We start from the raw sequence: 22856 nt of genomic DNA on the forward strand, positions 1-22856 counted from the left end.
GGAAAACTCCGTCAGGGCTCAGGCGGGAAGGGATTCGGTGTCGGTGAGCTGTCGCAACAGGTCGAGGGCCAGGCCTTCGTGCCCGTTCACGAAGGCCTCGCCCAGCACACCCTGCCAATGCGATTCGCTGCCCCCGGCCTGACGCCAGGCGTGCAGGCGGCGGGTGTGAAGCTGCAGGTCGAACTCGGCGGTGAAGCCGATGGCGCCATGGATCGAGTGGCCCAACGCCGCCACCTCAGGGGCGGCCTCGCTGCAACGGGCTTTGGCCACGGCGGCCCGCAGCAGGTCAGGCGCCTGCACCGGGCCCTGGCAGCCCAGACGGGCCGCCATGCGCGAGGCAAACACCAACTCAGCCATCACGCTGAGCTGGTGCTGGATGGCCTGGAACTTGCCAATCGGGCGGCCGAACTGCTGGCGCTCATTGGCGTGCTGCAGGCTGCGCTCGAACACCGCCCTCATGGCGCCAGCCATCTGGGCCGCATACAGCACGGCCTGCAGCTCGCGCAGCGGCGGCAGGGCCCCGGGCCAGGCGGGCGTGGCCAGCCAGGAGGCCCGTGGCCAGCTCAGCGTGGCCTCCTGGGCCAGCCCGGTGGCTTCCACCCGGGCCTCGGCCACCGGCAGCAGGGCACAGCGATCGAGGTGGCGCAGCAGCACATGGCTGGCCACGCGGGCACTGGGCACGCTGGTGCAGATCAGGCGCTCCCCGTCATCCAGCGCCTGGGCGGCCAGCGTGAGGGGCCCCTCGGGCCGGGCCAGGCCGGCCTGGGCCAGCAGGCCGCGCGCCAGCAGGGTTTCGCCCAGCGGCACGGGCAGCGCGAACTCACCACACAGGGCCAGCAGGCTGAAAGCCTGGCCCAGATCCAGGCCGGCCCCGCCCTGCGTCTCGGGCAACAGGGCGTCGACAAAGCCCGAATCCTGCAAGGTCTGCCACAGGGCCTGATGCGGACCACCGGCCTCGATGGCGCGCACCACGGGCGGGCCGGCATGGTCGGTCAGCAGGGTGCGCAGCGAGGCGGCGAAAAGGTCTTGCTCGTCGTTCATCAACCAGCCTTTCTCGATGGGGTTGTCAGCGGGCTCATCAACGCAGGCCCAGGCCGCGCGCGATCATGCCGCGCAGGATGTCGCGCGTGCCGCCACGCAGCGAATACGAAGGCGCCACCTGGATCACGTAGTTCAGGGTGTGCAGCAGGCCGAACGGCACGGGCTGGCCCTCGGCCAGGCGGGCCCCCAGGTCGTCAGCCAGTGCCGCCGGGATCAGCTGCTCGACACCAGTGCCCAGGTCTTTGACCAGGGCCGACTCGACCACCGGGCTCTCGCCCCGTGCCAGACGCCCGGTGACCGCCACCGACATGGCCCGCAGCGGCGCCAGTTGGGCCAGCACCCGCCCGGCCAGCCGCAGGGCCGCAGCATTGCGCTGTGGGTGGGTAGCGGCGTCCTGGCGCACAAAGGCCAGCCACTCGTCAAACAGCACGATGCTGGAGTACAGGCGCTCGGGCCCGCTGCGCTCAAAGGCCAGCTCGGCCGTCACCTGGGCCCAACCCTGGCCCTCGGCCCCGATCAGGGCCTCGGGCGCCAGCGCCACGTCGTCAAAAAAGACCTCGCAGAAATGGCGGTCACCGGATTGGTCGGTGATGGGCCGCACGGTCACCCCGGGCAGCGACAGGTCGACGATGAACTGCGACAGGCCCTGCTGGCGGTCGCCCGCCTCGCCGGAGCTGCGCACCAGCGCGATCATGTAATGGCAGTGGTGCGCATTGGTGGTCCAGATCTTCTGGCCATTCAGGCGCCAGCCCATGTCGGTGCGGGTGGCCCGGGTGCGCACGCTGGCCAGGTCGGAGCCAGCCCCGGGCTCGCTCATGCCGATGCAGAAGAAGGCCTCGCCCCGGCAGATGGCGGGCAGGTACTGGCGCTTTTGCGCCTCGCTGCCGTACTTGAGGATCAGCGGGCCGCTCTGGCGGTCGGCAATCCAGTGCGAGCCCACGGGCGCGCCGGCATTGAGGAACTCCTCGACCAGCACGTAGCGGGCAAAGGGGCTGCGCCCGCCGCCGCCATAAGCGGTGGGCAGGGTGATGCCCAGCCAGCCCTGTGCGCCCAGTGCCCGGCTGAAGGCCGGGTCGTAACCCGACCAGGAACGCGCCCGGGTGACCCCGGGCACACCTTGCAGGGCCTCGGCCAGAAAGGCCCGCACGGGGGCGCGCAGGGCCTCGTCCTCGGCGGGGATGGGGGTCAGGTCCAGTGAGTCGAGGGCACTCATTCAGCTTCCTTGTGAGAGGGCGGGTATCCGCCGATGAAACTCATGCCAGCACCCCTTGCCGGGTCAGGCGATCGAGTTCGGCTTCACCCAGGCCCAGGCGCTCGGCCAGCACGGCGCGGGTGTGCTGGCCCAGGGTGGGCGGGGCCTGGCGGTATTGCACCGGGGTGTCGGACAAGCGGATGGGGCTGGCTACCAAGGGGATGTCCCCCTCGGCCACCGGGTGCGGCAGGTGGGTGATCACGCCGCGCGACTGCAGTTGGGGGTCGGCAAACACCTGGGCCATGTTGTTGATGGGGCCGCAGGGCACACCGGCAGCCTCCAGGCGAGCCACCCAGTCGGCCGTGGTGTGCATCACCGTGCACTGGCGCAGCAGCGGGATCAGCGTGGCGCGGTGGGCCAGGCGGGCGCTGTTGCTCGCGTAGCGCGGGTCTTGCGCCCACTCGGGGTGACCGGCCTCGGCACAGAAGCGGGCAAACTGGCTGTCGTTGCCGATGGCCAGGATCATGTCGCCGTCGGCGGTCGGAAAGTCCTGGTAGGGCACGGTGTTGGGGTGGGCGTTGCCCATGCGTTGTGGCACCTGGCCGCTGTAGAGGTAGTTCATGCCCTGGTTGGCCAGGCAGGCCACCTGCACATCGAGCAGGGCCAGGTCGATGTGCTGGCCACGCCCGGTGTGGTCGCGGGCGCGCAAGGCGGCCAGCACCGCGGTGCTGGCGTACAGGCCGGTGAGGATGTCGGTCAGCGCCACACCCACCTTCAACGGCCCGGCCCCGGGCTGCCCCTCGGGCTGGCCGGTGACGCTCATCAAGCCCCCCATGCCCTGCATGAGGAAGTCGTAGCCCGCCCGCGCGGCATAGGGCCCGGTCTGGCCAAAGCCGGTGATCGAGCAATACACCAGCCGCGGGTTGAGCGCACACAGGGTCTCGGCGTCCAGGCCATAGGCACTCAGGCCGCCGACCTTGAAGTTCTCGATCAGCACGTCGCTGTCCTGGGCCAGGCGCCGGATCAGGACCTGGCCATCGGGCTGCGTCAGATCCACTGCGATGGAGCGCTTGTTGCGGTTGGCGCACAGGTAATAGGCCGATTCGTGGCTGGCTTGACCCTGCGGGTCTTTCAGGAAGGGAGGGCCCCACAGGCGGGTGTCGTCACCGAAGCCCGGGCGTTCGACCTTGATCACCTCAGCCCCCAAGTCGCCCAGGGTCTGACTGGCCCAGGGGCCCGCCAGCACGCGCGACAGGTCGAGCACGCGCAGGCCGGCCAGCGCCATCACTGGGGCCCTGTCCGCCGGGGCGGCCAAGGGCGAGTCGCCCGCACTCATTGCAGCTCCACCCGGGCCTTCTGGGCAATGCGCTTCCAGAGTTGGATCTCGCTGGCCTGGAAGGCGCGCATCTCGTCGGGGCCACCCGACATCACCTCGGCCCCCAGGCGCTCGTAGAACTCGCGGGTTTCGGGGAGGCCCTCGATGCGGGTGAACCAGGCGGCCAGGCGGTCGACCTCGGTGCGCGGCGTCTTGGCCGAGACCATGGCCGCGACCCAGGTGTAGGCGCTGAAGCCGGCCAGGCCGGCCTCGGTGGCGGTCGGAATCTGGGGCAAGGCCGGCACGCGGCGCTCGGACGCCACGGCCAGCGCCTTGAGCTTGCCGCCCTTGATCAGCTCCTGGGCGCTGGTGGTTTCGGCAAAGGCAAACTGCACCGTGCCGCCCACCACCGCCGTCACGGCTTCACCAGCGCCCTTGAAAGGCACATGGTGCGTCTGCACGCGGGCGGCATCGTTGAACAGCTCGGCCATCAGCTGATAGCCCGCCGAGCCAGCGCCGTAGTTGAGCGCATCGGGGCGGGCCCGGGCGGCGTTGATCAGATCGCCCAGGCTCTGCTGTTCGGCCTGGCCAGGGACCACCAGCAAGGCGGGCGAGCGCATCAGCATGGACAGGGGAGCAAAGTCAGCCACCGGGTCGTAGGGCAGCGACTTGAACAGTGCGGCATTGACGGCCAGGGTGGAGTTGCTGCCGACGAACACCGTGCTGCCATCGGCCGGGGCGGCCAGCACGGCGCGCACGGCGATGAAGCCATTGCCGCCCGCCCGGTTGTCAACCACCACGGGCTGGCCGCTGAGCTCGGTGAGCTTGCGGGCAAAGTAGCGCGCCGAGGTGTCGGTGCCGCTGCCGGGCGGAAACGGCACCACGAAGCGGATGGGGCGGTTGGCGGCATCGGGCAGGGGCGTCTGCGCCTTCACCACAGGCGCGCTGAGCGTCAGGCAGGCGCCCACCAGGGCCAGGCCCAGGGCGAACAGGGTTTTGCGTTGCATGGGGGGTCTCCAGTTCAACGGGGCCGGTGGCGGTGACTCAGTCGAGGGCGGCGCCGGTCTGACGCACCACCTCGGTCCAACGGCGGATCTCGCTGTCGATGTATGCGCCGTACTCGGCCGGGGTCGAGCCCAGGGGTTCGGCGCCCTGCTGGGCCAGCTTGGCGCGCACATCGGCGCTGGCCAGGGCCTTGAGCACCTCGGCGTTGAGCCGGTTCACGATTTCGGGCGGGGTGCGCGCCGGCAACAGCAGGCCCTGCCAGGCACCGGCCTCGAAACCGGGGGCCACGGTCTCGTTGAGGGTGGGCACCTCGGGCAGCACGCTGGTGCGCTTGAGGCTGGTGACGGCCAGCGCACGCAGGCGCTTGTCGCGGATGAAGGGCAAGGCCGAGTTGACGGTGTCGGTCATGAACTGCAGCTGCCCGCCCACCAGATCGGTGAGGGCCGGCGCGCTGCCCTTGTAAGGCGCGTGGGTGGCCTGCAGGCCCTGCCCTTTGAGCAACAGGAAGGCGCCCAGGTGGGTGATGTTGCCGTTGCCCGCCGAGCCGAAGGTGAGCCGCTCGCCCTGGGCCCGGGCGTACGCCAGGAACTCGGCCGGCGTGTGGACGGGCAGAGAGGGGTGCACCACCAGCACCAGCGGAATCACCGCCGTGAGGGCCACCGGCGCAAAGTCGGTGCGCACGTCGTAGCTGAGCTTCTTGTACAGCGCCGGGCTGAGCGCCACGGCCGAGGTGTTGTAGAACAGGGTGTAGCCATCGGCCGGGGCGCGGGCCACCATCTCGGCCGCGATGTTGCCGTTGGCGCCCGGGCGGTTGTCGACCAGCACCGACTGCCCCAACTGCTCACCGAGCTTCTGCGCCAGCACGCGGGCCACCAGATCGGTCGGGCCGCCGGGCGGGAAGGCCAGCACGAGGCGCAGCGGCTTGTCGGGGTAGCGGGCCGCCGGTGTGGCCGGCTGGGCAAGGCACAACGGGGCCAGCAGCGCCAGTGCCAGGCTGGCGCACACGCGGCGCGAAAAGGGGCTGAAGATCATGCCGGGGCTCCTGGGTTTCATTCGGGACGGCCCGCCAGCAAGCGCTTGGCGGTGTAGTGCATGACCTCGATGTCATGCTGATTGAAGACGGTGATGTCAGAGCTGACCACTGCCCGCCCCTTGGCCGAGGTGGGCCGCACCTCGGTCACGGTGATGCGGGCGTGGATGGTGTCGCCGACCCGCACCGGGTGCAGGATCTTCTGGTGCAGCTCCAGCATGGCCAGGCCAGTGCCCTGGATCATGGTCTGCAGGATGAAGCCCTCGATCAAGGTGTAGGTGAGTGCCCCGGGCACCGGGCGGCCGGCCATGGCACCGCCCTCGAACTCGGTGTCAATGAAGATCGCCTCCAGCATGCCGGTGCACGAGATGAAATTGACCAGGTCAGTCTCGGTGAGGGTGCGCCGGAAGGTGCGAAAGCTCTGGCCGACCGACAGGTCTTGCCAATGAAAGCCCTGGCCCAGGCGGGGCGGCAGCGGGGGCGTGGTGTGGGGCATGGAAGGCTCCAGGTTCAGGAAGGTGTTCGTTGGGCCGGGGCACCCACAGCGCCCGTGGCCAGCCACCCGGCCAGGGTGTCGGCCGGCACGCCGGCCGCGCTCAGGACGCGCGCGGTGTCGGCCCCCAGGCGGGGCGGCAGGCCGACCGCGGCGCGCTGGCCGTCAAAGCGCGGGGCCACGCCCGGGAAGCGCAGGGCCCCCATGGCCGGGTCGTCGATCGGCTCGAAAAAGCCGGTGGCCTGCAGGTGCGGGTCGTGCTGCAGGTCTTCGAGCCGGTTCATGCGCGCCACCGGGACCTCGATGCGATCGCACAAGGCCAGCCAGTGGGCCGTGTCGTGCAGGGCTACCAGGCGGCCGGTGGTCTCGTACAAGGCCTCGATGTGGCGGGTACGCGCGGCCATGCTGGCAAAGCGCGGGTCGACGGCCAGGGCGGGCTCGCCCACGGCCTCGAAGAAGCGGCGCCAGTGGGCATCGGTGTAGGGCATCAGGCAGACGTGGCCGTCGGCCGTGGCATAGGGGCGACGCCAGTCGGCCAGCACCCGGGGGTAGCCTGGGGCCGAACGCGGCGGCTCGAAATGCTCACCATAGAAATGCTCGACCAGGTTGAAGCCCACCATGGTCTCGAACATCGGGACCTCGACAAAGCCGCCCTGCCCGGTGGCCTGCCGTTTCACCACCGCCGCCACGATGGCCAGGGCGGCCACCAGGCCACAGGTCTTGTCGGCGGCGATGGTGGGCAGGTAGCGCGCCACCCCGCTTTGGGCCTGCATCAGCGCGGCGCTGCCCGACAAGCCCTGGATGATGTCGTCGTAGGCCGGCTTGCCGCTGTAGGGCCCGCCGTCGGCAAAGCCGTGCAGACCGGCAAACACCAGGCGAGGGTAGCGTTGGCACAGCGTGGCCGGGTCCAGCCCCAACGGGGCCAGCTTCTGCGGCCGCATGCTGTGCATGAACACGTCGGCCCCGGCAATCAAGGCTTGCAGCGCGGCCTGGCCGCCGGCCTGCTTGAGGTCGATCACCACGCTTTGCTTGCTGCGGTTCACGCCCAGAAAGATCGCAGCCATGCCGGCTTCGGCCGCCGGGCCGGTGTGGCGCGTGGAATCGCCCTCGGGGGGCTCCACCTTGATCACCTCGGCCCCCAGGTCGGCCAGCCACTGGCTGGCGTAGGGGCCCATCACCACCGCGCTGGCATCCACCACGCGCAGGCCCGCCAGTGGCTGGGCCGCCTTTGTTGTCTCCGTCATGGGGATCGACTGTAGGAATCGCTTGTCAGAGCGTCCAATATTGATTAGCGTCGATCCAATACCGTTCGAGTATCAAAATGAACCTCAGGCAACTGGCGCAATTTGTCGATCTGGCCGAAACCGGCAACTTCCACCGCACGGCCGAGCGCCTGCACATGGCCCAGCCACCGCTGTCGGTGTCGATCCGCAAGCTGGAAGACGAGCTGGGCGGCGCCCTGTTCGACCGGACACCGGCCGGCGTGGTGCTGACGGCGGCCGGCCAGGCCATGCTGGCCGACGCACGACAGGCTCTGGCGCACGCGGCCCAGTGCCGCCAGCGGGTGGCCGCGGCCTTGCATGGCCTGGGCGGGCTGCTGCGGGTGGGCTTCATCGGCACAGCCACCTACTCGCTGCTGCCGCGGCTGATCCCGAGCTTTCGCGCCCATTACCCGAAGATCGAGCTGGAACTGACCGAGTCGACCACCCAGGCCGCGCTCGACGGCCTGGCCGCCGGACGCCTGGACGTGGGCCTGGTGCGCTACCCGGTGCTGACGCCGGGTGACTGCGAGTTCACGGTGCTGGAGCGCGATGAGTTCATGCTGGCCGTGCCCGGCAACAGCCCGCTGGCCCGGCGCAGTGCCATCGCGCTGTCGGCCGTGGCGCTGGAGCCCTTCATTCTTTACGAGCAGGCGAGGGTGCCAGGGCTGTTTGCGTTGGCCATGCTGCGCTGCCAGCACTCGGGCTTCAGCCCTCGCGTGGCCCAGCAGGCGATGCAGGTGTCCACCATCCTGAGCCTGGTCGAAAGCGGCCTGGGCCTGGCCCTGGTGGCCGGCGTGGCCCGCCACCAGATGCGCCGGGGCGTGAAGCTGCTGCGCCTGACCGACACCCCGGCCGATGCCCGACTCGACATGGCCCTGGCCACCCGACCGGGGCATGGCAACCAGTTGGTGAGCACCTTTGCGGCCCACGCCCTGAGGGTGGCCCAGGAAGCATCGGCCACGCCATGAATTGGAGGTTTGCGGGATTTGTTCACAGGCGGGTCAAGACCATCCAACTAGACTGAGCGCACATTCATCAAATCAAGTGCCTGCGGGCCAAGAGAGGATCACCATGGGTTTGTTCGATCAGGTACTGAGCACGGTCGGGGGCTTGGCGGCCCAGCAGGGTGGCAGCGCCGCCGGGGCCGGCCTGCCCGAGGTGGTGCTGCATTGGCTCAACGACCCGCAGACCGGCGGCTTGTCGGGTCTGGTGAAGGTTTTTGAGCAGCAGGGGCTGGCCCATGTGGTCGCCTCCTGGGTCTCGAATGGTCAGAACCTGCCGATCGACGCCAGCCAGCTGCAGGCCGTGCTGGGCAGCGACACGGTGCAGCGTCTGGCGGGCCAGCTGGGCCTGAACACAGGCGAGCTGTCGGCTCAGTTGGCGCAGTGGCTGCCCCAGATCGTCGATCACCTGACCCCCCAGGGGCAGTTGCCAGCCCAGGGCGCCCAAGGCGAGTCACCCCTGGTGGCCGAAGGGCTGAGCCTGCTCAAGGGCCTGCTGGGCTGATGTGACCTGAAGCCTCAGGCCAGAAACAGAGCCTGCAGATCGCTCAGGAAGTCAAAACCCCGCTCGGTGGGCTTGACGCGCGCGAAGTCGCGCTCGATCAGGCCCTTGCGTTCGGCCTCGTCCAGGCCGGCAGCGATGGCCGACAAGGGCAGGCCGGTGCGGTCGCAGAAATCCTGCAGCGCAAAGCCTTCGCGCAGGCGCAGCGCGTTCAGCATGTACTCGAAGGGCAGTTCGCTGCGCTTGACTTCGGTTTCTTGCGCGATGGCCTCGCCGGCCAGGGCCTTGTCCATGTAAAGGCGCGGTTCGCGCACCCGCACCTGCCGGATGACGCGGTGCGCAAAGCTGAGCTTGCCGTGCGCGCCCGCACCAATGCCCAGGTAATCGCCAAACTGCCAGTAATTGGTGTTGTGGAAACAGCCATGGCCGGGCTGGGCGTAGGCCGACACCTCGTAGCGCTGCATGCCACGGGCGGCAGTGCGCTCGGTGATCAGATCGAGCATGGCGTAAGCGGTGTCGTCTTCGGGCACCACGGGCGGGTACTTGGCGAAATAGGTGTTCGGCTCGATGGTCAGGTGGTAGACCGACAGGTGCGGCGGCGACAACGCCAGCGCGGTGTCCAGGTCTTGCGCAAACCCCTCCAGGCTCTGGCCGGGCAGTGCATACATCAGGTCGAGGTTGAAGGTGTCGAAGGCGCTGCGCGCCTCCTCCACCGCCGCCAGGGCCTGGGCCCGGTCGTGCACCCGGCCCAAGGCCTGGAGATGCTGGTCGTTGAAGCTCTGCACCCCCACCGAGAGGCGGGTGACTCCGGCTTGGCGGAAGGCGCGGAATCGATCCTTCTCAAAAGTACCGGGATTGGCCTCCAGGGTGATCTCACACTCGGCCTCCAGGCGCAGGCGGGCCCGCAGGCCGCTGATGAGCTGGTCGATCGATTCAGGCGAGAACAGGCTGGGCGTGCCCCCCCCGATGAAGATGCTGTGCACCGCGCGGCCCCAGATCAGGGGCAGAGAGGCCTCCAGATCGGCCATCAGGGCGTCAATGTAGCGCGCCTCGGGGGCCGCAGCCGGCTCACCGCCCTCACCCCGGAACTCGTGCGAGTTGAAGTCGCAGTAAGGGCACTTCTTGAGGCACCAGGGCAGGTGCACGTACAGCGACAGCGGCGGCAGCGCGGGCAGGCTGAGGGTGCCTGGGCGCATGTAGTGGGTCAGGTCGGGCGGACTCACGCGGAGGCCTCCGGCAGCCAGTTGTCGCGCATCAGCTGAAGCATCTGGCGCGCAGCGCGGCCGCGGTGGCTGTGGGCGTTCTTGACCTCGGGGGCCAACTGGGCAAATGTCTGGCCGAATTCGGGGATGAACATCACGGGGTCGAAGCCGAAGCCGTGCTCTCCCACGGGTTGGCGGGTGATCTGCCCGACGGCACGGCCCACCGCGATCAGGGGCTCGGGGTCTTCGGGTGAGCGCACCGCCACCAGGGTGCTGACCAGGGCGGCGCGGCGCTGGTCGATGCCCTGCATCTGTTCGAGCAAGGCGCGCACGTTGTTGTCATCGCCCTTGGGATAGCCAAACTGGGTGGCGTAGTAGGCCGTGTCGACGCCGGGCAGGCCGCCAAAAGCGTCCACGCACAGACCGGCGTCATCGGCCAGGGCCGGCAGGCCGCTGTGGGCGCTGGCGTGGCGGGCCTTGGCCAGGGCGTTTTCGACAAAGGTGCGGAAGGGTTCGGCGGCTTCGGGAATGCCCAACTCGCCCTGGCGCACCAGTTCGACGCCCAGGGGCGCGAACAGGGCCTGCAGTTCGGCCAGCTTGCCTTGGTTGTTGGAGGCCAGGACCAGTTTCATGACAGCGTTCTCACATCAGGGGGTCGGGTTCAGGCGGCCAGGGCTTGTTTCTGCAACTGCACCAGTTCGGCAATGCCCGCTTCGGCCAGGCCCAGCAACTGGTCCATTTCACGGCGGGTGAAAGCAGCCCCTTCGGCGGTGCCCTGCACTTCGACGTAGTGGCCGGCGCCGGTCATGACCACGTTCATGTCGGTGTCGCAGGCCGAGTCTTCGGTGTATTCAAGATCGAGCAGCGGGGTGCCTTCGACGATGCCCACCGAGATGGCGGCCACGTGGTCGAGGATGGGCGACTCGCTGATCTTGCCCACGGCCAGCAGACCATTGACGGCGTCCTGGGCGGCCACGAAGGCGCCAGTGATGGCCGCGGTGCGGGTGCCGCCATCGGCCTGCAGCACGTCGCAGTCCAGGTGCAAGGTGCGTTCACCCAGGCGTTTGAGGTCGAACACGGCGCGCAGCGAGCGCCCGATGAGGCGCTGGATCTCCTGGGTGCGGCCCGTCTGCTTGCCGCGCGCGGCCTCGCGGTCACTGCGGGTGTGAGTGGCACGCGGCAGCATGCCGTACTCGGCCGTGACCCAGCCCTCACCGCTGCCCCGCTTGTGCGGGGGCACTTTCTCTTCGACCGAGGCGGTGCACAAGACCTTGGTGTGACCGAATTCGATCAACACCGAGCCTTCGGCGTGCATGGTGTAGCCCCGCGTGATGCGCACCGGACGCAATTGGGCGGCGGCCCGCTGCTGGCTGCGTTGATAAAGGGTTGGGTTGGCCGTCATGTTGAGAATCCGTTGGTATGAAACGCGCCGGCTGGGCGGCCGGCAGGGCGTGATTGGAACCTGCCGCAGGCCTGGGTTCAAGCCCGCGCCGGGATGCCCCGCCATCGCACCAGGGCAATCCCGGGCCTGCTCAATGCTTGCGCTGGGCCGAGCGGCGGATGGCGGCGTTGATCTCGGCGATGGAGCGCTCGATGGCGGCGTCGTCCAGATCGTCGACAAAATTGTCCAGGGCGCCCGACTGGATGGTCGAGGCAAACACCCCTTCGCTGATGCTGTCGGTGGAGATGCCGCGGGTGGACTCAAAGGTGTCAGGGGTTTCCCACTCGAGCGCGATCACCGTGACGTTGTCGCTGCTGTCGCCGGCCTTGCGCAGGGCGGTCTCGACCAGCTCAGGCACCACCTCCGAGACCGAGGAGCGACTGAGTTGACGCACGATTTCGTCGTCATGGACGCTGCCCCAAAGCCCGTCGGAGCACAGCATGATCTTGTCGCCTTGCTGCAGGATGACCGGTCCGGTCACATCAAAGACGGGCTTGGTGGGCGACCCCAGGCAGGTGAACAGCACGTTGCGGTTGATGCGCTCGGGCAGCATCATGGCCGGGCTGCGGTGCTCCAGGTAAGAGTGGTCGCGGGTGCGGGTGAGCAACTCGGCATCACGCACCAGGTACAGGCGGGAGTCACCACAGTGCACCCAACTTGCACTGCCGCTTTGCACCACCCCGGCCACCAGGGTAGTGCGCGGGGTGTCCAGCATGCCTTTGTCGGCGGCGTAACGCAGGATCTGGTGGTGTGCGGCCATCAGCGCCGTGGTCAGAAACTCGGTCACGTCAGCCAAACGGGGCTGGGCCTCGCGCTGGAACAGCGCCGAGATGGTCTGCAAGGCAATTTGGGCCGCCACCTCGCCTTCGGGGTGACCGCCCATGCCGTCGGCCAGCACGAACAGGGCTGAATCACGGGTATAGCAATAGCCCATGCGGTCTTCGTTCTTTTCGCGACCACCTCGGCGGCTGACCTGGAAAACTGAGAATTTCATTTCGGTTTGGCACCCACGTCCGTGGCTTCACGGCCGGTTTTTTTCTTGTTGTCGGACACCAGGGTGTCGAATTGCAGCCGAACTTTCTCACCCACGGAGAGCTTGGTGTAGCGGCGCTCGCCTTCGCGGCTGAGCTCTTTTTGCAGCGCGAACACCGACTGCGGTCGGGCCAGTGGGTCGAGCGCCATGCACCACTCGACCACCTCGATGAGGTTGTCGGAATAGACACCGCGCAGGCGCGACAAGGCCAGCGAAAGGCGGTCTTTTTCGATGCGCTGGGGGGCCTCGTTGGGGGGATAGCCCTGCATGCAGGCATAGATGCAGGCACCGATGGCGTAGATGTCAGTCCAGGGGCCCATGGCAGCATCGCGCCGGTACATCTCGGGGGCCGCAAAGCCAGGCGTGTACATCGGGCGGATGAAGTTGCCCTCCTTGGACAGCACTTCTCGGGCCGCCCCGAAGTCGATCAGCACGGCCTTGTTGTCGTCGGTGATGAAGATGTTGGCCGGCTTGATGTCCAGGTGAAGCATCTTGTGCTGGTGCACGATGCGCAAGCCGCGCAAGACCTCGTCGAACAGGGACCGGATGGTCGACTCGCGGAACACCTTCTGGGTTTTCAGGTCGCGCGCGGTGATGATGAAATCCTGCAGGGTGGCCCCCTCCAGGTAGTTCATCACCATGTAGACGGTTTCGTTCTCGCGGAAGAAGTTCAGCACACTCACCACCGAGGGGTGGGAGATCTGGGCCAGCGAGCGCCCCTCTTCAAAAAAGCTCTTCAGGCCGAGTCGGTAAAGCGACAGCTTTTCGGGCTGGACCTTGGGCAGCAACTCACCGGCACCGCGCGTGGCCAGCGACGAGGGAAGGTACTCTTTGACAGCGACCTGTTGACCTTCCATGTCGAGGGCCAGGTACACCACGCCGAAGCCGCCCGCAGACAGACGGCGCACCACACGGTAGCCACCGATGACGGTATCCGGTGGAAGCGGTGCCGGTTTGACCTTCGACATGTGGAGATAGACGGGACGGGTACCCCGTCCAGGCGGGATAATCCCTGTATTGATTTATGTAATAGAACCCAATGCCAGTTTACAGCATGACCGGTTACGCCACTGCCCAGCAGGACGTGGCCACCCCTGAGGTCGGCGGCGACGCCAAAAGCAGTGCCACCACCCGGTTCGGCCTGGAAATCCGCGCCGTGAACAGCCGCTTTCTGGACCTGAGCTTCCGGCTGCCCGAAGAGCTGCGCCAGCACGAGCCCGCCCTGCGCGAGCTGCTGACCGCCAAGCTCAAACGGGGCAAGGTGGAAGTACGCGCCGCCCTGGACCAGGAAGGCGGCGACGGCCTGAAAGAGCCCACCACCCGCCAACTGCAAAAACTCAATGCCATCCAGGACCAGGTGCGGGCCTGGCTGCCGCAGGCCACGCCGCTGAGCGTGGCGGATGTGATCCGGCTGGGGGGCTCGGATGCCCACACCCTGCTGCCCAGTGCCGAAGAGGTGCAGGCCCTGGCCGCCAAGGTGGTCAAGGAACTGCTGTCGGCGCGCCAGCGTGAAGGCGCCCGCCTGAGCACCATGCTGCAAGACCGCATCGGCCAGTTGCGCGCCCTGGCCGCCCAGGCCACCCCGCTGGTGCCCCAGTTGGTGGAGCAGCAGCGCCAGCGCTTTCTGGAGCGCTGGAAAGAAGCCATGAACCTGACCGAAGGCAGCACCCTGCCCGAGGCGGCCCAGGACCGCGCCCTGTCCGAGGCCACCGCTTTCGCCATCCGAATCGACGTGGCCGAAGAGATCACCCGCCTGGATTCGCACCTGGACGAGCTGGAGCGCCTGCTCACCAAGGGCGGCGAGCTGGGCAAACGGCTCGACTTCCTGATCCAGGAACTGCACCGCGAGGCCAACACCCTGGGCTCGAAATCGGCCGCCCTGGAACTGACCCGCATCAGCGTGGACATGAAGGTGCTGATCGAGCAGATGCGCGAGCAAGTCCAGAACATCGAATAAGCCCCAGAGCCCAACCCAGACTCCGAGCCCATCATGGATTACCCAGGAAACCTGTTTGTCGTGGCCGCCCCCAGCGGGGCCGGCAAGTCCAGCCTTGTGAAGGCGCTGCTGGAGCTGGACTCGCGTGTCCAGCCCTCGGTGTCGCACACCACCCGGCCACCCCGTGGCCAGGAAAAGCACGGACGCGAATACTTCTTTGTGTCCCAGCCCGAATTCGACGCGATGGTGGCCAACAACGCCTTCATCGAGTGGGCCCATGTGCACGGCAACCGCTACGGCACCTCGAAAAAAGCCATCGAAGAACGCATTGCCGAAGGCGCCGATGTGGTGCTGGAGATCGACTTTCAGGGCGCGATCCAGATCAAGAAAGCGTTTGCCAACGCCATCCTGATCTTCATCCTGCCCCCCAGCTGGGAAGAGCTGCGATCGCGCCTGGAGCGCCGCGGCGAAGACGCGCCGGACGTGATCGAACTGCGCCTGAAGAACGCCGCCATCGAGATGGCGCAGGCTTCCAAATTCGACTTCGTTATAATCAACGAATTGTTTGAGCGCGCCCTTTTCGACATGAAAGCCGTGGTGCACGCCCAACGTCTCAAGTATGCAGCCCAGCGACGCGCCCGGGCTGACACCTTCCACTCACTGAACATCGACTAGCCCGCGGAGAACCCTCATGGCACGCATTACCGTTGAAGATTGCCTGGTCAATATCCCGAACCGCTTCCAGCTGGTTCTGGCGGCCACTTACCGCGCCCGCATGCTGAGTCAGGGCCACTCGCCCAAGATCGAAAGCAAGAACAAGCCGGCCGTGACTGCCCTGCGTGAAATCGCAGAAGGCAAGATCGGCCTGGAAATGCTCAAAAAGGTTCCCTGAACCTGCTCGCGCCCCTGGCGCCGGAAAAGCACCGCAGCCGCGGTGCTTTTTTTTGCCCTCTGTCCCACACATCCCTGACAGCGCTACATTAGAAGCATGACTGCGGTGCTGCCCTCTTCCTCTGCCACGCCCCCGAAAAGTGCTGCCGCGGCCGCCGGTTCAGCCACGACTGCAGCCGCCAATGCCGCCGCCGCCAGCTTTGCCGCCCTGGTCGACGGCCTCGGCTACCTGGGCCCGACCGGCATCGAGCAGGTGCGCCAGGCCTACCGCTTTGCCGACGCAGCCCACCTGGGCCAGTTGCGCAACAGCGGCGAACCCTACATCACCCACCCGATCGCCGTGGCGGCCCAATGCGCCGTCTGGAAACTCGATGCCCAGGCCTTGATGGCGGCCCTGCTGCACGACGCCCTGGAAGACTGCGGCGTGACCAAGGCCGAGCTGGTTGATCGCTTCGGCCTGCAGGTGGCCGAACTGGTCGACGGGCTGACCAAGCTCGACAAGCTGCAGTTCAACACCCGCGAAGAAAACCAGGCCGAGTCATTCCGCAAGATGCTGCTGGCCATGGCACGCGATGTGCGGGTGATCCTGATCAAACTGGCCGACCGCACGCACAACATGCGCACGATGTCGGACATGCCCAAGAGCAAATGGGGCCGGATCGCCTCCGAAACGCTCGAAATCTATGCGCCGATTGCCCACCGCCTGGGCCTGAACCAGACCTACCGCGAGCTGCAGGACCTGTCGTTCCGCCACCTGCACCCCTGGCGCTACGCCATCCTGGGCAAAGCGGTGGCCAAGGCCCGCAGTCGACGCCGCGACCTGATCCAGAAGGTGCAGGCCGATGTCGATGCCGCCTTTGCCACGCTGGGCATGCGCATCCGCATCGCCGGGCGGGAAAAGACGCTGTATTCGATCTATTGCAAGATGGATGAAAAACACCTGAGCTTTGCCCAGGTGACCGACATCTACGGCTTTCGCATCATCGTGCCGGGCATCACCGATTGCTACACGGCGTTGGGCGTGCTGCACCAGATGTACAAGCCGGTGCCGGGCAAGTTCAAGGACCACATCGCCATCGCCAAGGTGAACGGCTACCAGTCGCTGCACACGACGCTGGTGGGCCCTTCGGGCATCAACATCGAGTTCCAGATGCGAACCGAAGAGATGCACATGGTGGCCGAAGCCGGCGTGGCCGCGCACTGGCTGTACAAGGCCTCCGACCACGAAGGCGACCCGTCCGAGCGCCTGGGCACCCAATGGCTGCAGTCGCTGCTCGACATCCAGAACGAAACACGCGATGCCGCTGAGTTCTGGGACCACGTCAAGGTCGACCTGTTCCCCGATGCGGTCTATGTGTTCACCCCCAAGAGCCAGATCATGGCCCTGCCACGGGGCGCCACCCTCGTCGACTTTGCCTACGCCATCCACAGCAACATCGGCGACCGCACGGTGGCGGGCAAGATCAATGGCGAGCAGGTGCCGCTGCGCACCGAACTCAAGAACGGTGATGTGGTGGAGGTGGTCACGGCCCCCGTGTCCTCGCCCAACCCCGCTTGGCTGGGCTTTGTGCGCACAGGGCGGGCCCGCTCCAAGATCCGGCACTACCTGAAGACGCTGGCCCAGACAGAATCCGAATCGCTGGGCGAAAAGCTGCTGATCCAGGCCCTGCGTGCCGAGGGCATCGACCGGTTGCCTGAAGCTCGTGACCCGCATTTCCCGGGCATCTGGGACAAATTGCTGCGCTTCACCGGCAACAAGACCCGCAGCGAGCTGATGACCGACATCGGCCTGGGCAAGCGCATTGCCAGCATGGTGGCCAAGCGCCTGACGGTGCTGATGACCGAGGGTGGCGAGAAGCGCGATGCCCTGCTGCTGACCCGCGAACGCTACACCTCGCACGAAAAGCTGTCGCAGGGCGCCGTGCTGCTCGATGGCAGCGAGAACGCATCGGTCAAGTACGCCCCCTGTTGCCGCCCGATCCCGGGCGACGCCATCGTCGGCTACCTGGGGCGCGGCGAAGGCTTGGTGGTTCACACTGCCGACTGTGCCACCGCCAAACGCCTGCAGCACAAGGACAGTGAGCGCTTCATTGCGGTGGACTGGGCCGACGAGCCGGTTCGCCCATTCGAGACCGGGCTGGTGGTGACCGTGACCAACGGCAAGGGTGTGCTGGCCCGCGTGGCCGCCGATCTGGCCGCCTCCGAGGTAGACATCACCCATGTCGACATGGGCGATGAAGGCCCGGCCAGCACAGCCGAGCTGCGCTTCTTGGTGTCGGTTCAGGACACCCCGCACCTGGATGCCGCCTTGCGGCATCTGCAGCGCACGCCCACCGTGCTGAGGGCTGCACGCATCAAGCCGGGGGCCTGAGAAGGCCCGGACGACGTTCCGCGGGCCGCGCAGTGGCCCTGTCGGGCGGGTTCAGTCCGCGGCCGTCGGCGCCGGGTAGACCACCTGCAGAATTTCGATGTCGCGCGGACCCGAAGGGGTGATCAGCTTGACCACATCGCCCTCACGCGCCTTGAGCAAGGCGCGCGACACCGGCGAGACCCAACTGACCTGCCCCAGCGCACTGTCGGCCTCGTCGATGCCCATGATGGTGACCGTGCGCTGCACGCCTTCGTCGTCTTCGTAGGTGACGGTGGCGCCAAAGAACACCTGATCACTGCCATGGTGCACGCTGGGGTTGGTGACCTCGGCGATCTCCAAGCGCTTGGTCAGAAAGCGGATGCGCCGGTCGATCTCGCGCAGACGCTTCTTGCCATACAGGTAGTCACCATTTTCCGAACGGTCGCCATTGCTGGCGGCCCAGTGAACCACGTCGACCACCTTGGGCCGCTCTTCGTCGATCAGTTGGAATAACTCGTCGCGCAGGCGTTGGTAGCCTGCCGCCGTGATGTAGTTGCGCGTGCCAGCAGGCAGGGCCGGCAGACCCAGGTCTTCGTCGTCGTCCGCCCCAGCGTCTGACTCTCGCGTGAACGCCTTGTTCATGATCCCCTCTTCAACAATCCCGGCCAGCACAGGGCCTCTGACCCGTGGTGGGCCGCAGGGCTCCGAGTGTGCACGAATCTGCCGCAGGCCCGGCCATCGCCGATTGAGGGCCCCTGATTTGGCCCGAGCTTGCCCCACGTCAATCCGGCAACCCACACAGAGGGGACCGCAATCGATACATTCTGTGGTGACCTCGCCCCTGGCAGGTGCCCCCGCCCCGGAAAGGAAACCATGTCCATCGAAGCCCCTTCGCCAGAGCGCCGCGCGCGGCACGATCTGCGCGCCATCTTCTTCGAGGCCTTTGAAATGCTGGCGCCGTTTTTTTCGCAGCAAAATGGCTGGGGCAGCGCCAGCTCCCATGATCATCTGGCCTACCGCGCCCTGAAAGAGCGGTTTCCGATGCTCAGCGCCCAGGACTGCCTGGTGCTGGTGATGACGGCCAAGCGCCTGCCACACCCAGGGCGCCCAGTCGCCAAGCCCTGACGCCCCCACCCACAGGAATCCGACCCGATGTTTGAATCTGCCGAGCTGGGCCACAAGATCAGCAAAGCCGCGTATAAAGCGGCCGTTCCCGAACTGCGCACAGGCCTGCTCCAGGCCCAGGCCGAGCTGTATGAAAAAAAGCCCTTCCCTGTCTTGTTGCTGATCAGCGGCCAGGACGGTGCTGGCAAGGGTGAAGCCATCAACCTGCTCTACGAGTGGATGGACTCTCGGTTCCTGTCGACCCTGGCCTTCTCCGAACCCACGGACGAAGAACGCGAACGCCCGCCAATGTGGCGCTATTGGCGCTCGCTGCCGCCCAAGGGCCGACTGGGCATCTTTGCCGGATCCTGGTACTCCGACCCCATCCGGCAGCGCATCGCCGGTGAGATCACCGTGGCCGAACTGGACGCCCGTGCCGCACAGATCAACCGCTTTGAGGCGATGCTGGCCCAGGAGGGCGCCCTGATCCTGAAGTTCTGGTTCCACCTGACCAAGGACGCCCAGCGCGAGCGCCTCAAAGCCCTGGAAAGCGATCCACGCACCGCCTGGCGGGTCAGCGCCTGGAACTGGGATCGGCTGAAAACCTACGACCAACTGCAAGATGCCGCCGGCCACCTGCTGCGCATCACCAACACCGCCCAGGCCCCCTGGATCGTGCTGGAAGGCAATGACGATCGCTACCGCTCCTTGACGGTCGGGCAACTGGTGCTCAAGGCGCTGCGCGAGCGCCTGGGCCAGCCCGCCGCCGCCAGCGCCCCACCACCGCCCGCGGCGCCCCTGCTGCGGGTGGACACCGATGGACGCAACGTGCTGTCCCAACTCGACCTGGCGCGCTCTCTGGCCGACAAGTCCTACAAGACCGAGTTGGCCCATTGGCAGGGGCGTCTGGCTGAACTGGTGCGCCACCCCGGCTTTCGCCAGAGAGCCCTGGTCTGCGCATTCGAAGGACCCGATGCCGCAGGCAAAGGCGGCGCCATCCGGCGCATCGGGGCAGCCCTCGATGCACGCCAGTACCAGGTGATTCCCGTTGCCGCCCCAAGCGAGGAGGAACGCGCCCAACCCTATCTGTGGCGCTTCTGGCGCCACCTGCCGCGCCAGGGCAACGTCAGCATCTTTGATCGAACCTGGTATGGGCGCGTGCTGGTCGAGCGCATCGAAGGCTTTTGCAGCGAGGCCGACTGGCAGCGCGCGTACTCTGAAATCAACGATTTCGAGCACGAACTGGCCGATGCCGGCACCATCGTGGTGAAGTTCTGGCTGCAGATCAGCCAAGAGGAGCAATTGCGGCGGTTTCAAGAGCGCGAATCGATTGACTTCAAGCGCTTCAAGATCACCGAAGAAGACTGGCGCAACCGCGAGAAATGGGATGCCTACCAACAAGCCATCTGCGACATGGTCGAACGCACCAGCACAGGCAATGCGCCCTGGACCCTGGTGGAGGCCAACGACAAGAATCACGCGCGGGTGAAGGTGTTGCGCACGCTTTGCGAACGGCTCGAAGCCGAACTCGATCAAGCGACAAGCAAGGCGGGCAAGGCCAAGACACGCAAGGCCTCGGCGCAACCCAAGGCCGCACCGGCCGCAACGCGCAAGAAACCCAAGAAAGCCTGACGCCCAGGGCGAGGGCCGGGCTCAGCCCGGCCTGAAGGTCGCCCCGCGATGGCCAAAGACGAGACCCAGAAACGAAAAAGCCCTAGAACATTTCTGTTCTAGGGCTTGTCGTTTGGTGCGGCTGGCAGGATTCGAACCCACGACCCCTTGGTTCGTAGCCCGAGGACCGCTTCAAAAAGGCAATCTAATCAACGATCTAGAGTTGCCCCTGCCTGCCGGCTTGCAGCCAAATGCCTCGTAGCGCTTCAGAGACCCACGCAAAAATTACGCAAACAATTTGTCATAGAGAAGGCCATATCTGGGCAATTTGAAGAGGCGGTATCCTAGGGGCGATTCGTAGGACCCCACCGTGACACCAGACCAGCTTCCCCCTCTCCCCTCACCACTGGCTTTCTCGTCGGAATTGATCAAAGCACGAACAGAGCTTGGGCTGACACAGAGTCAAGTTGCGACGAAAAGTGGCCTGTCTGCTTCTGCAATCAAGGCCTATGAAACGGGGCGCAACTTACCAGGGGCCCGAGAACTCAGGGAGCTATGCCAAGCACTGGAGATCTCTCCAAACAAGCTTCTCTTTGGCACCGAAGCTCCGTTCCTACCGAGGACCTTTGCCAACCTACTTACAGAAGGAGAGGGCGAAGATGAGCAGGTTGCCCGTGGTCGGGCAACCGTCCTTTTGGGCATGCTTTCATCCGACGAGCGTGATGCCATCCTCACCATCATTCAGTCAATGGCGATCTCTCGTCACGGTCAGGAAAAGGTCAAAGAGCGCATCGGCGCTGCAGACGTAATGGTCGGCCTTTCGCGACTCCTAATGCAGATCTTCCGTGACAAGACAAACGCAGGTAAGGAATGGAGCCAGCAGGAGATTGACGAAGCGATCGAAGCCTTTATGAACAGACAGGGCCACGATCCCATCCCTTAAAAGTTACGAATAAACAGTTTGACATTTTGGGTAACCAGTCATAAAGTTACCAAAACAGCAATTCGCTGTTTTGATAACCAATGACTGGAGTACCCATGATCGACTTTTCCAATCTGGCGCTTTCCCCGAACGAGTCCCGCGCCGCTCGTAACTTCCTCGGCCTTAGCCAAGCACAAGCCGCCGAGAAGTCCAACCTCCCCAACCACAAGATCAAGCGCTTTGAAACCGGAAACTACGTCCCGGATGCTCAGTTCCTGGACGAGTTGCGCGAGTTCTATGAGGGTGAGGGGTACAACTTCCATGACGAGGATGCACCGGGCGCAAAAGCCAAAGCGCGAGGGGATGTTTTCCCCGCTGGCGTAGTCGGTGGAACTGCCGGTTTCCCTCTGGAAACCACTGGTTCTCCCTCGGAAAACCAAGGAAAACTGCCTCGTCCGCAAGCTGCAAACCTGCAGTTCATGCGCATCTCTCCCGCGCTGACTTCGGAGCAAATCGACCGCGCTTTCGGCTGCATCGAAGACAACGAAGTTGCGATTTACACAGGCCTGAAGCAGCCTGTCAGGCAAGGCTTTTTGAGCGATGCCCCATCCCCCGCATCTCAAGCCCAAGCAGTCGCTTTGCTTCGCCGCCTGGCTGAAAACGGCTTGCTCTACGCTCGCCTGATGGGGCGCGATCTGATCCCGCTGCCGGTGATTGCTGACGAGCAATCACCGAAGTCCGGCTCCCTGCTCAGTCTGGCATCGACTGCAGCTGAAACTGTCGGCGACCTCCTCAGTGTTGCCATGGCGGACTTGCACCTTCACGTGGTCCACGGAGATAAGGATGCCCACGCACGCCGAAAGGCGCGCGCGGAGCCGACCGAAGTGCTGCAGGCATTGGTCGGTTGAGGCGGAGCGGCGATGAGCCACCACATTGATGACAACGGGGCCGTTGTGCCCCTCTGCGGTCACCAGGCAGGGCGCCACCAGGCGCCGACCGGGGCACCCACGAGCACGTATGTGCAAGTGGGGGGGGAGGGAACCCTGCCCAGGGCGTTGCGCCTGCGCTCCCCTGCCCGCGCCGGCACTTTCATCACGCTTCCCTGCCAAGGTGGCTTTGTAGTCGCATACCGCCGGCCTCAAGGCGAGTTTTGCGCTGTCTCAGACCATCTCACCAAGACCTCGGCTCAGCGAGAGGCTCGACGACTCAACGCTGCGTCTCTCGCTGGATTGGGAACCACTCATGGCACCAGGCGGGCTGTTCGGTCTTTTCCTCAGGACCACTTCGCATGATTGGCCGCGTCACCATCCCCAATGGGCGCGTCATGCGCTTCATCGACCTGCATCTGTTCGACGCCTACGTGCGCACCTGGCGTGAAGCCGGTTTCGCCTTGAGCTGGGCAGATCCCCGCACCGTCACGATTTCCCGGGTGGCCGCATGACCCAGAAAAACACCGTCTCCCGTCCTTTCGCCTGGTGGGCCACCCCCACCCAGCGCGCCTGGTCTTCGGCCGCCCCTGCCGCCA

24 protein-coding genes are annotated in these 22856 nt (G+C 66.1%); 11 read left to right on the plus strand and 13 right to left on the minus strand.

What is annotated here, in order from left to right:
- Positions 1 to 18 precede the first annotated feature (18 nt).
- From AC3WUT_RS11055 to AC3WUT_RS11085, 7 genes are read right to left on the minus strand one after another with little or no spacing between them, the layout of a single operon-like run.
- Positions 19 to 1041 (minus strand): acyl-CoA dehydrogenase family protein, encoded by a 1023-nt coding sequence (locus tag AC3WUT_RS11055; RefSeq protein WP_492347127.1) that lies wholly within the window; start codon positions 1039 to 1041, stop codon positions 19 to 21.
- 37 nt (positions 1042 to 1078) lie between these two features.
- Complete coding sequence (locus tag AC3WUT_RS11060; protein WP_492347128.1) at positions 1079 to 2254, minus strand: acyl-CoA dehydrogenase family protein; 1176 nt, start codon at positions 2252 to 2254, stop codon at positions 1079 to 1081.
- Between the two features lie 40 nt (positions 2255 to 2294).
- The gene (locus AC3WUT_RS11065; RefSeq protein WP_492347129.1) at positions 2295 to 3569 is read right to left on the minus strand and encodes a CaiB/BaiF CoA transferase family protein; all 1275 of its coding nucleotides are present in this window, start codon (positions 3567 to 3569) and stop codon (positions 2295 to 2297) included.
- Positions 3566 to 4555: a Bug family tripartite tricarboxylate transporter substrate binding protein gene (locus AC3WUT_RS11070; RefSeq protein WP_492347130.1), complete on the minus strand. Its 990-nt coding sequence runs from the start codon at positions 4553 to 4555 to the stop codon at positions 3566 to 3568. Before AC3WUT_RS11070 ends, AC3WUT_RS11065 begins: the two co-directional genes overlap by 4 nt.
- A gap of 37 nt (positions 4556 to 4592) precedes the next feature.
- Complete coding sequence (locus AC3WUT_RS11075) at positions 4593 to 5585, minus strand: tripartite tricarboxylate transporter substrate binding protein (RefSeq protein ID WP_492347131.1); 993 nt, start codon at positions 5583 to 5585, stop codon at positions 4593 to 4595.
- A gap of 17 nt (positions 5586 to 5602) precedes the next feature.
- Positions 5603 to 6079 carry a MaoC family dehydratase gene (locus AC3WUT_RS11080; RefSeq protein ID WP_492347132.1) on the minus strand — a complete coding sequence of 159 codons (477 nt, stop codon included), beginning with the start codon at positions 6077 to 6079 and terminating at the stop codon, positions 5603 to 5605.
- 14 nt (positions 6080 to 6093) lie between these two features.
- Positions 6094 to 7320, minus strand: a complete 1227-nt coding sequence (locus AC3WUT_RS11085; protein WP_492347133.1) for a CaiB/BaiF CoA transferase family protein — start codon at positions 7318 to 7320, stop codon at positions 6094 to 6096.
- Between the two features lie 77 nt (positions 7321 to 7397).
- On the opposite strand from AC3WUT_RS11085, the gene AC3WUT_RS11090 reads away from it, so the two are divergent.
- Positions 7398 to 8306 (plus strand): LysR family transcriptional regulator, encoded by a 909-nt coding sequence (locus AC3WUT_RS11090; protein ID WP_492347134.1) that lies wholly within the window; start codon positions 7398 to 7400, stop codon positions 8304 to 8306.
- Between the two features lie 103 nt (positions 8307 to 8409).
- Entirely contained in the window at positions 8410 to 8844 is a 435-nt protein-coding gene (locus tag AC3WUT_RS11095; protein ID WP_492347135.1) for a YidB family protein, read from the plus strand.
- Between the two features lie 14 nt (positions 8845 to 8858).
- On the opposite strand, the gene hemW is transcribed toward AC3WUT_RS11095, so the two are convergent.
- The 5 genes from hemW to AC3WUT_RS11120 form a co-directional block, all read right to left on the minus strand.
- Complete coding sequence (gene hemW, locus AC3WUT_RS11100; protein ID WP_492347440.1) at positions 8859 to 10037, minus strand: radical SAM family heme chaperone HemW; 1179 nt, start codon at positions 10035 to 10037, stop codon at positions 8859 to 8861.
- 23 nt (positions 10038 to 10060) lie between these two features.
- A complete protein-coding gene (rdgB, locus tag AC3WUT_RS11105; protein WP_492347136.1) occupies positions 10061 to 10675 on the minus strand; it encodes an RdgB/HAM1 family non-canonical purine NTP pyrophosphatase in 615 nt (204 codons plus the stop codon).
- 29 nt (positions 10676 to 10704) lie between these two features.
- Positions 10705 to 11445 carry a ribonuclease PH gene (rph, locus tag AC3WUT_RS11110; protein WP_492347137.1) on the minus strand — a complete coding sequence of 247 codons (741 nt, stop codon included), beginning with the start codon at positions 11443 to 11445 and terminating at the stop codon, positions 10705 to 10707.
- A 130-nt stretch (positions 11446 to 11575) separates the two neighbouring features.
- On the minus strand, positions 11576 to 12478 hold the full coding sequence (locus AC3WUT_RS11115) for a PP2C family protein-serine/threonine phosphatase (protein ID WP_492347138.1): 903 nt from the start codon (positions 12476 to 12478) through the stop codon (positions 11576 to 11578).
- Positions 12475 to 13485 carry a serine/threonine protein kinase gene (locus AC3WUT_RS11120; RefSeq protein ID WP_492347139.1) on the minus strand — a complete coding sequence of 337 codons (1011 nt, stop codon included), beginning with the start codon at positions 13483 to 13485 and terminating at the stop codon, positions 12475 to 12477. Before AC3WUT_RS11120 ends, AC3WUT_RS11115 begins: the two co-directional genes overlap by 4 nt.
- 71 nt (positions 13486 to 13556) lie before the next feature.
- Here AC3WUT_RS11120 and AC3WUT_RS11125 point away from each other — a divergent pair, with 71 nt between their 5' ends.
- The 4 genes from AC3WUT_RS11125 (at position 13557) to AC3WUT_RS11140 (ending at position 17715) form a co-directional block, all read left to right on the plus strand.
- Positions 13557 to 14474 (plus strand): YicC/YloC family endoribonuclease, encoded by a 918-nt coding sequence (locus tag AC3WUT_RS11125; protein WP_492347140.1) that lies wholly within the window; start codon positions 13557 to 13559, stop codon positions 14472 to 14474.
- Between the two features lie 33 nt (positions 14475 to 14507).
- Entirely contained in the window at positions 14508 to 15128 is a 621-nt protein-coding gene (gene gmk / locus AC3WUT_RS11130; protein WP_492347141.1) for a guanylate kinase, read from the plus strand.
- Positions 15129 to 15144: 16 nt separating this feature from the next.
- Positions 15145 to 15345 (plus strand): DNA-directed RNA polymerase subunit omega, encoded by a 201-nt coding sequence (gene rpoZ, locus AC3WUT_RS11135; RefSeq protein ID WP_027478290.1) that lies wholly within the window; start codon positions 15145 to 15147, stop codon positions 15343 to 15345.
- A 96-nt stretch (positions 15346 to 15441) separates the two neighbouring features.
- Complete coding sequence (locus AC3WUT_RS11140; RefSeq protein ID WP_492347142.1) at positions 15442 to 17715, plus strand: RelA/SpoT family protein; 2274 nt, start codon at positions 15442 to 15444, stop codon at positions 17713 to 17715.
- A gap of 51 nt (positions 17716 to 17766) precedes the next feature.
- Here AC3WUT_RS11140 and greB read toward each other — a convergent pair whose 3' ends face one another.
- A complete protein-coding gene (gene greB, locus AC3WUT_RS11145) occupies positions 17767 to 18336 on the minus strand; it encodes a transcription elongation factor GreB (RefSeq protein WP_492347143.1) in 570 nt (189 codons plus the stop codon).
- A 231-nt stretch (positions 18337 to 18567) separates the two neighbouring features.
- On the opposite strand from greB, the gene AC3WUT_RS11150 reads away from it, so the two are divergent.
- From AC3WUT_RS11150 to AC3WUT_RS11170, 5 genes are all read left to right on the plus strand, one after another.
- Positions 18568 to 18819, plus strand: a complete 252-nt coding sequence (locus AC3WUT_RS11150) for a hypothetical protein (RefSeq protein ID WP_492347144.1) — start codon at positions 18568 to 18570, stop codon at positions 18817 to 18819.
- Positions 18820 to 18846: 27 nt separating this feature from the next.
- Entirely contained in the window at positions 18847 to 20430 is a 1584-nt protein-coding gene (gene pap, locus AC3WUT_RS11155; RefSeq protein ID WP_492347145.1) for a polyphosphate:AMP phosphotransferase, read from the plus strand.
- A gap of 349 nt (positions 20431 to 20779) precedes the next feature.
- Positions 20780 to 21352 carry a helix-turn-helix domain-containing protein gene (locus AC3WUT_RS11160; protein ID WP_492347146.1) on the plus strand — a complete coding sequence of 191 codons (573 nt, stop codon included), beginning with the start codon at positions 20780 to 20782 and terminating at the stop codon, positions 21350 to 21352.
- 95 nt (positions 21353 to 21447) lie between these two features.
- The gene (locus AC3WUT_RS11165) at positions 21448 to 22239 is read left to right on the plus strand and encodes a helix-turn-helix domain-containing protein (protein WP_492347147.1); all 792 of its coding nucleotides are present in this window, start codon (positions 21448 to 21450) and stop codon (positions 22237 to 22239) included.
- A 380-nt stretch (positions 22240 to 22619) separates the two neighbouring features.
- The gene (locus AC3WUT_RS11170; protein ID WP_492347148.1) at positions 22620 to 22772 is read left to right on the plus strand and encodes a hypothetical protein; all 153 of its coding nucleotides are present in this window, start codon (positions 22620 to 22622) and stop codon (positions 22770 to 22772) included.
- Positions 22773 to 22856 lie beyond the last annotated feature (84 nt).

The sequence above is a fragment of the Curvibacter sp. EU05-FHT14A10 genome (assembly GCF_058791075.1).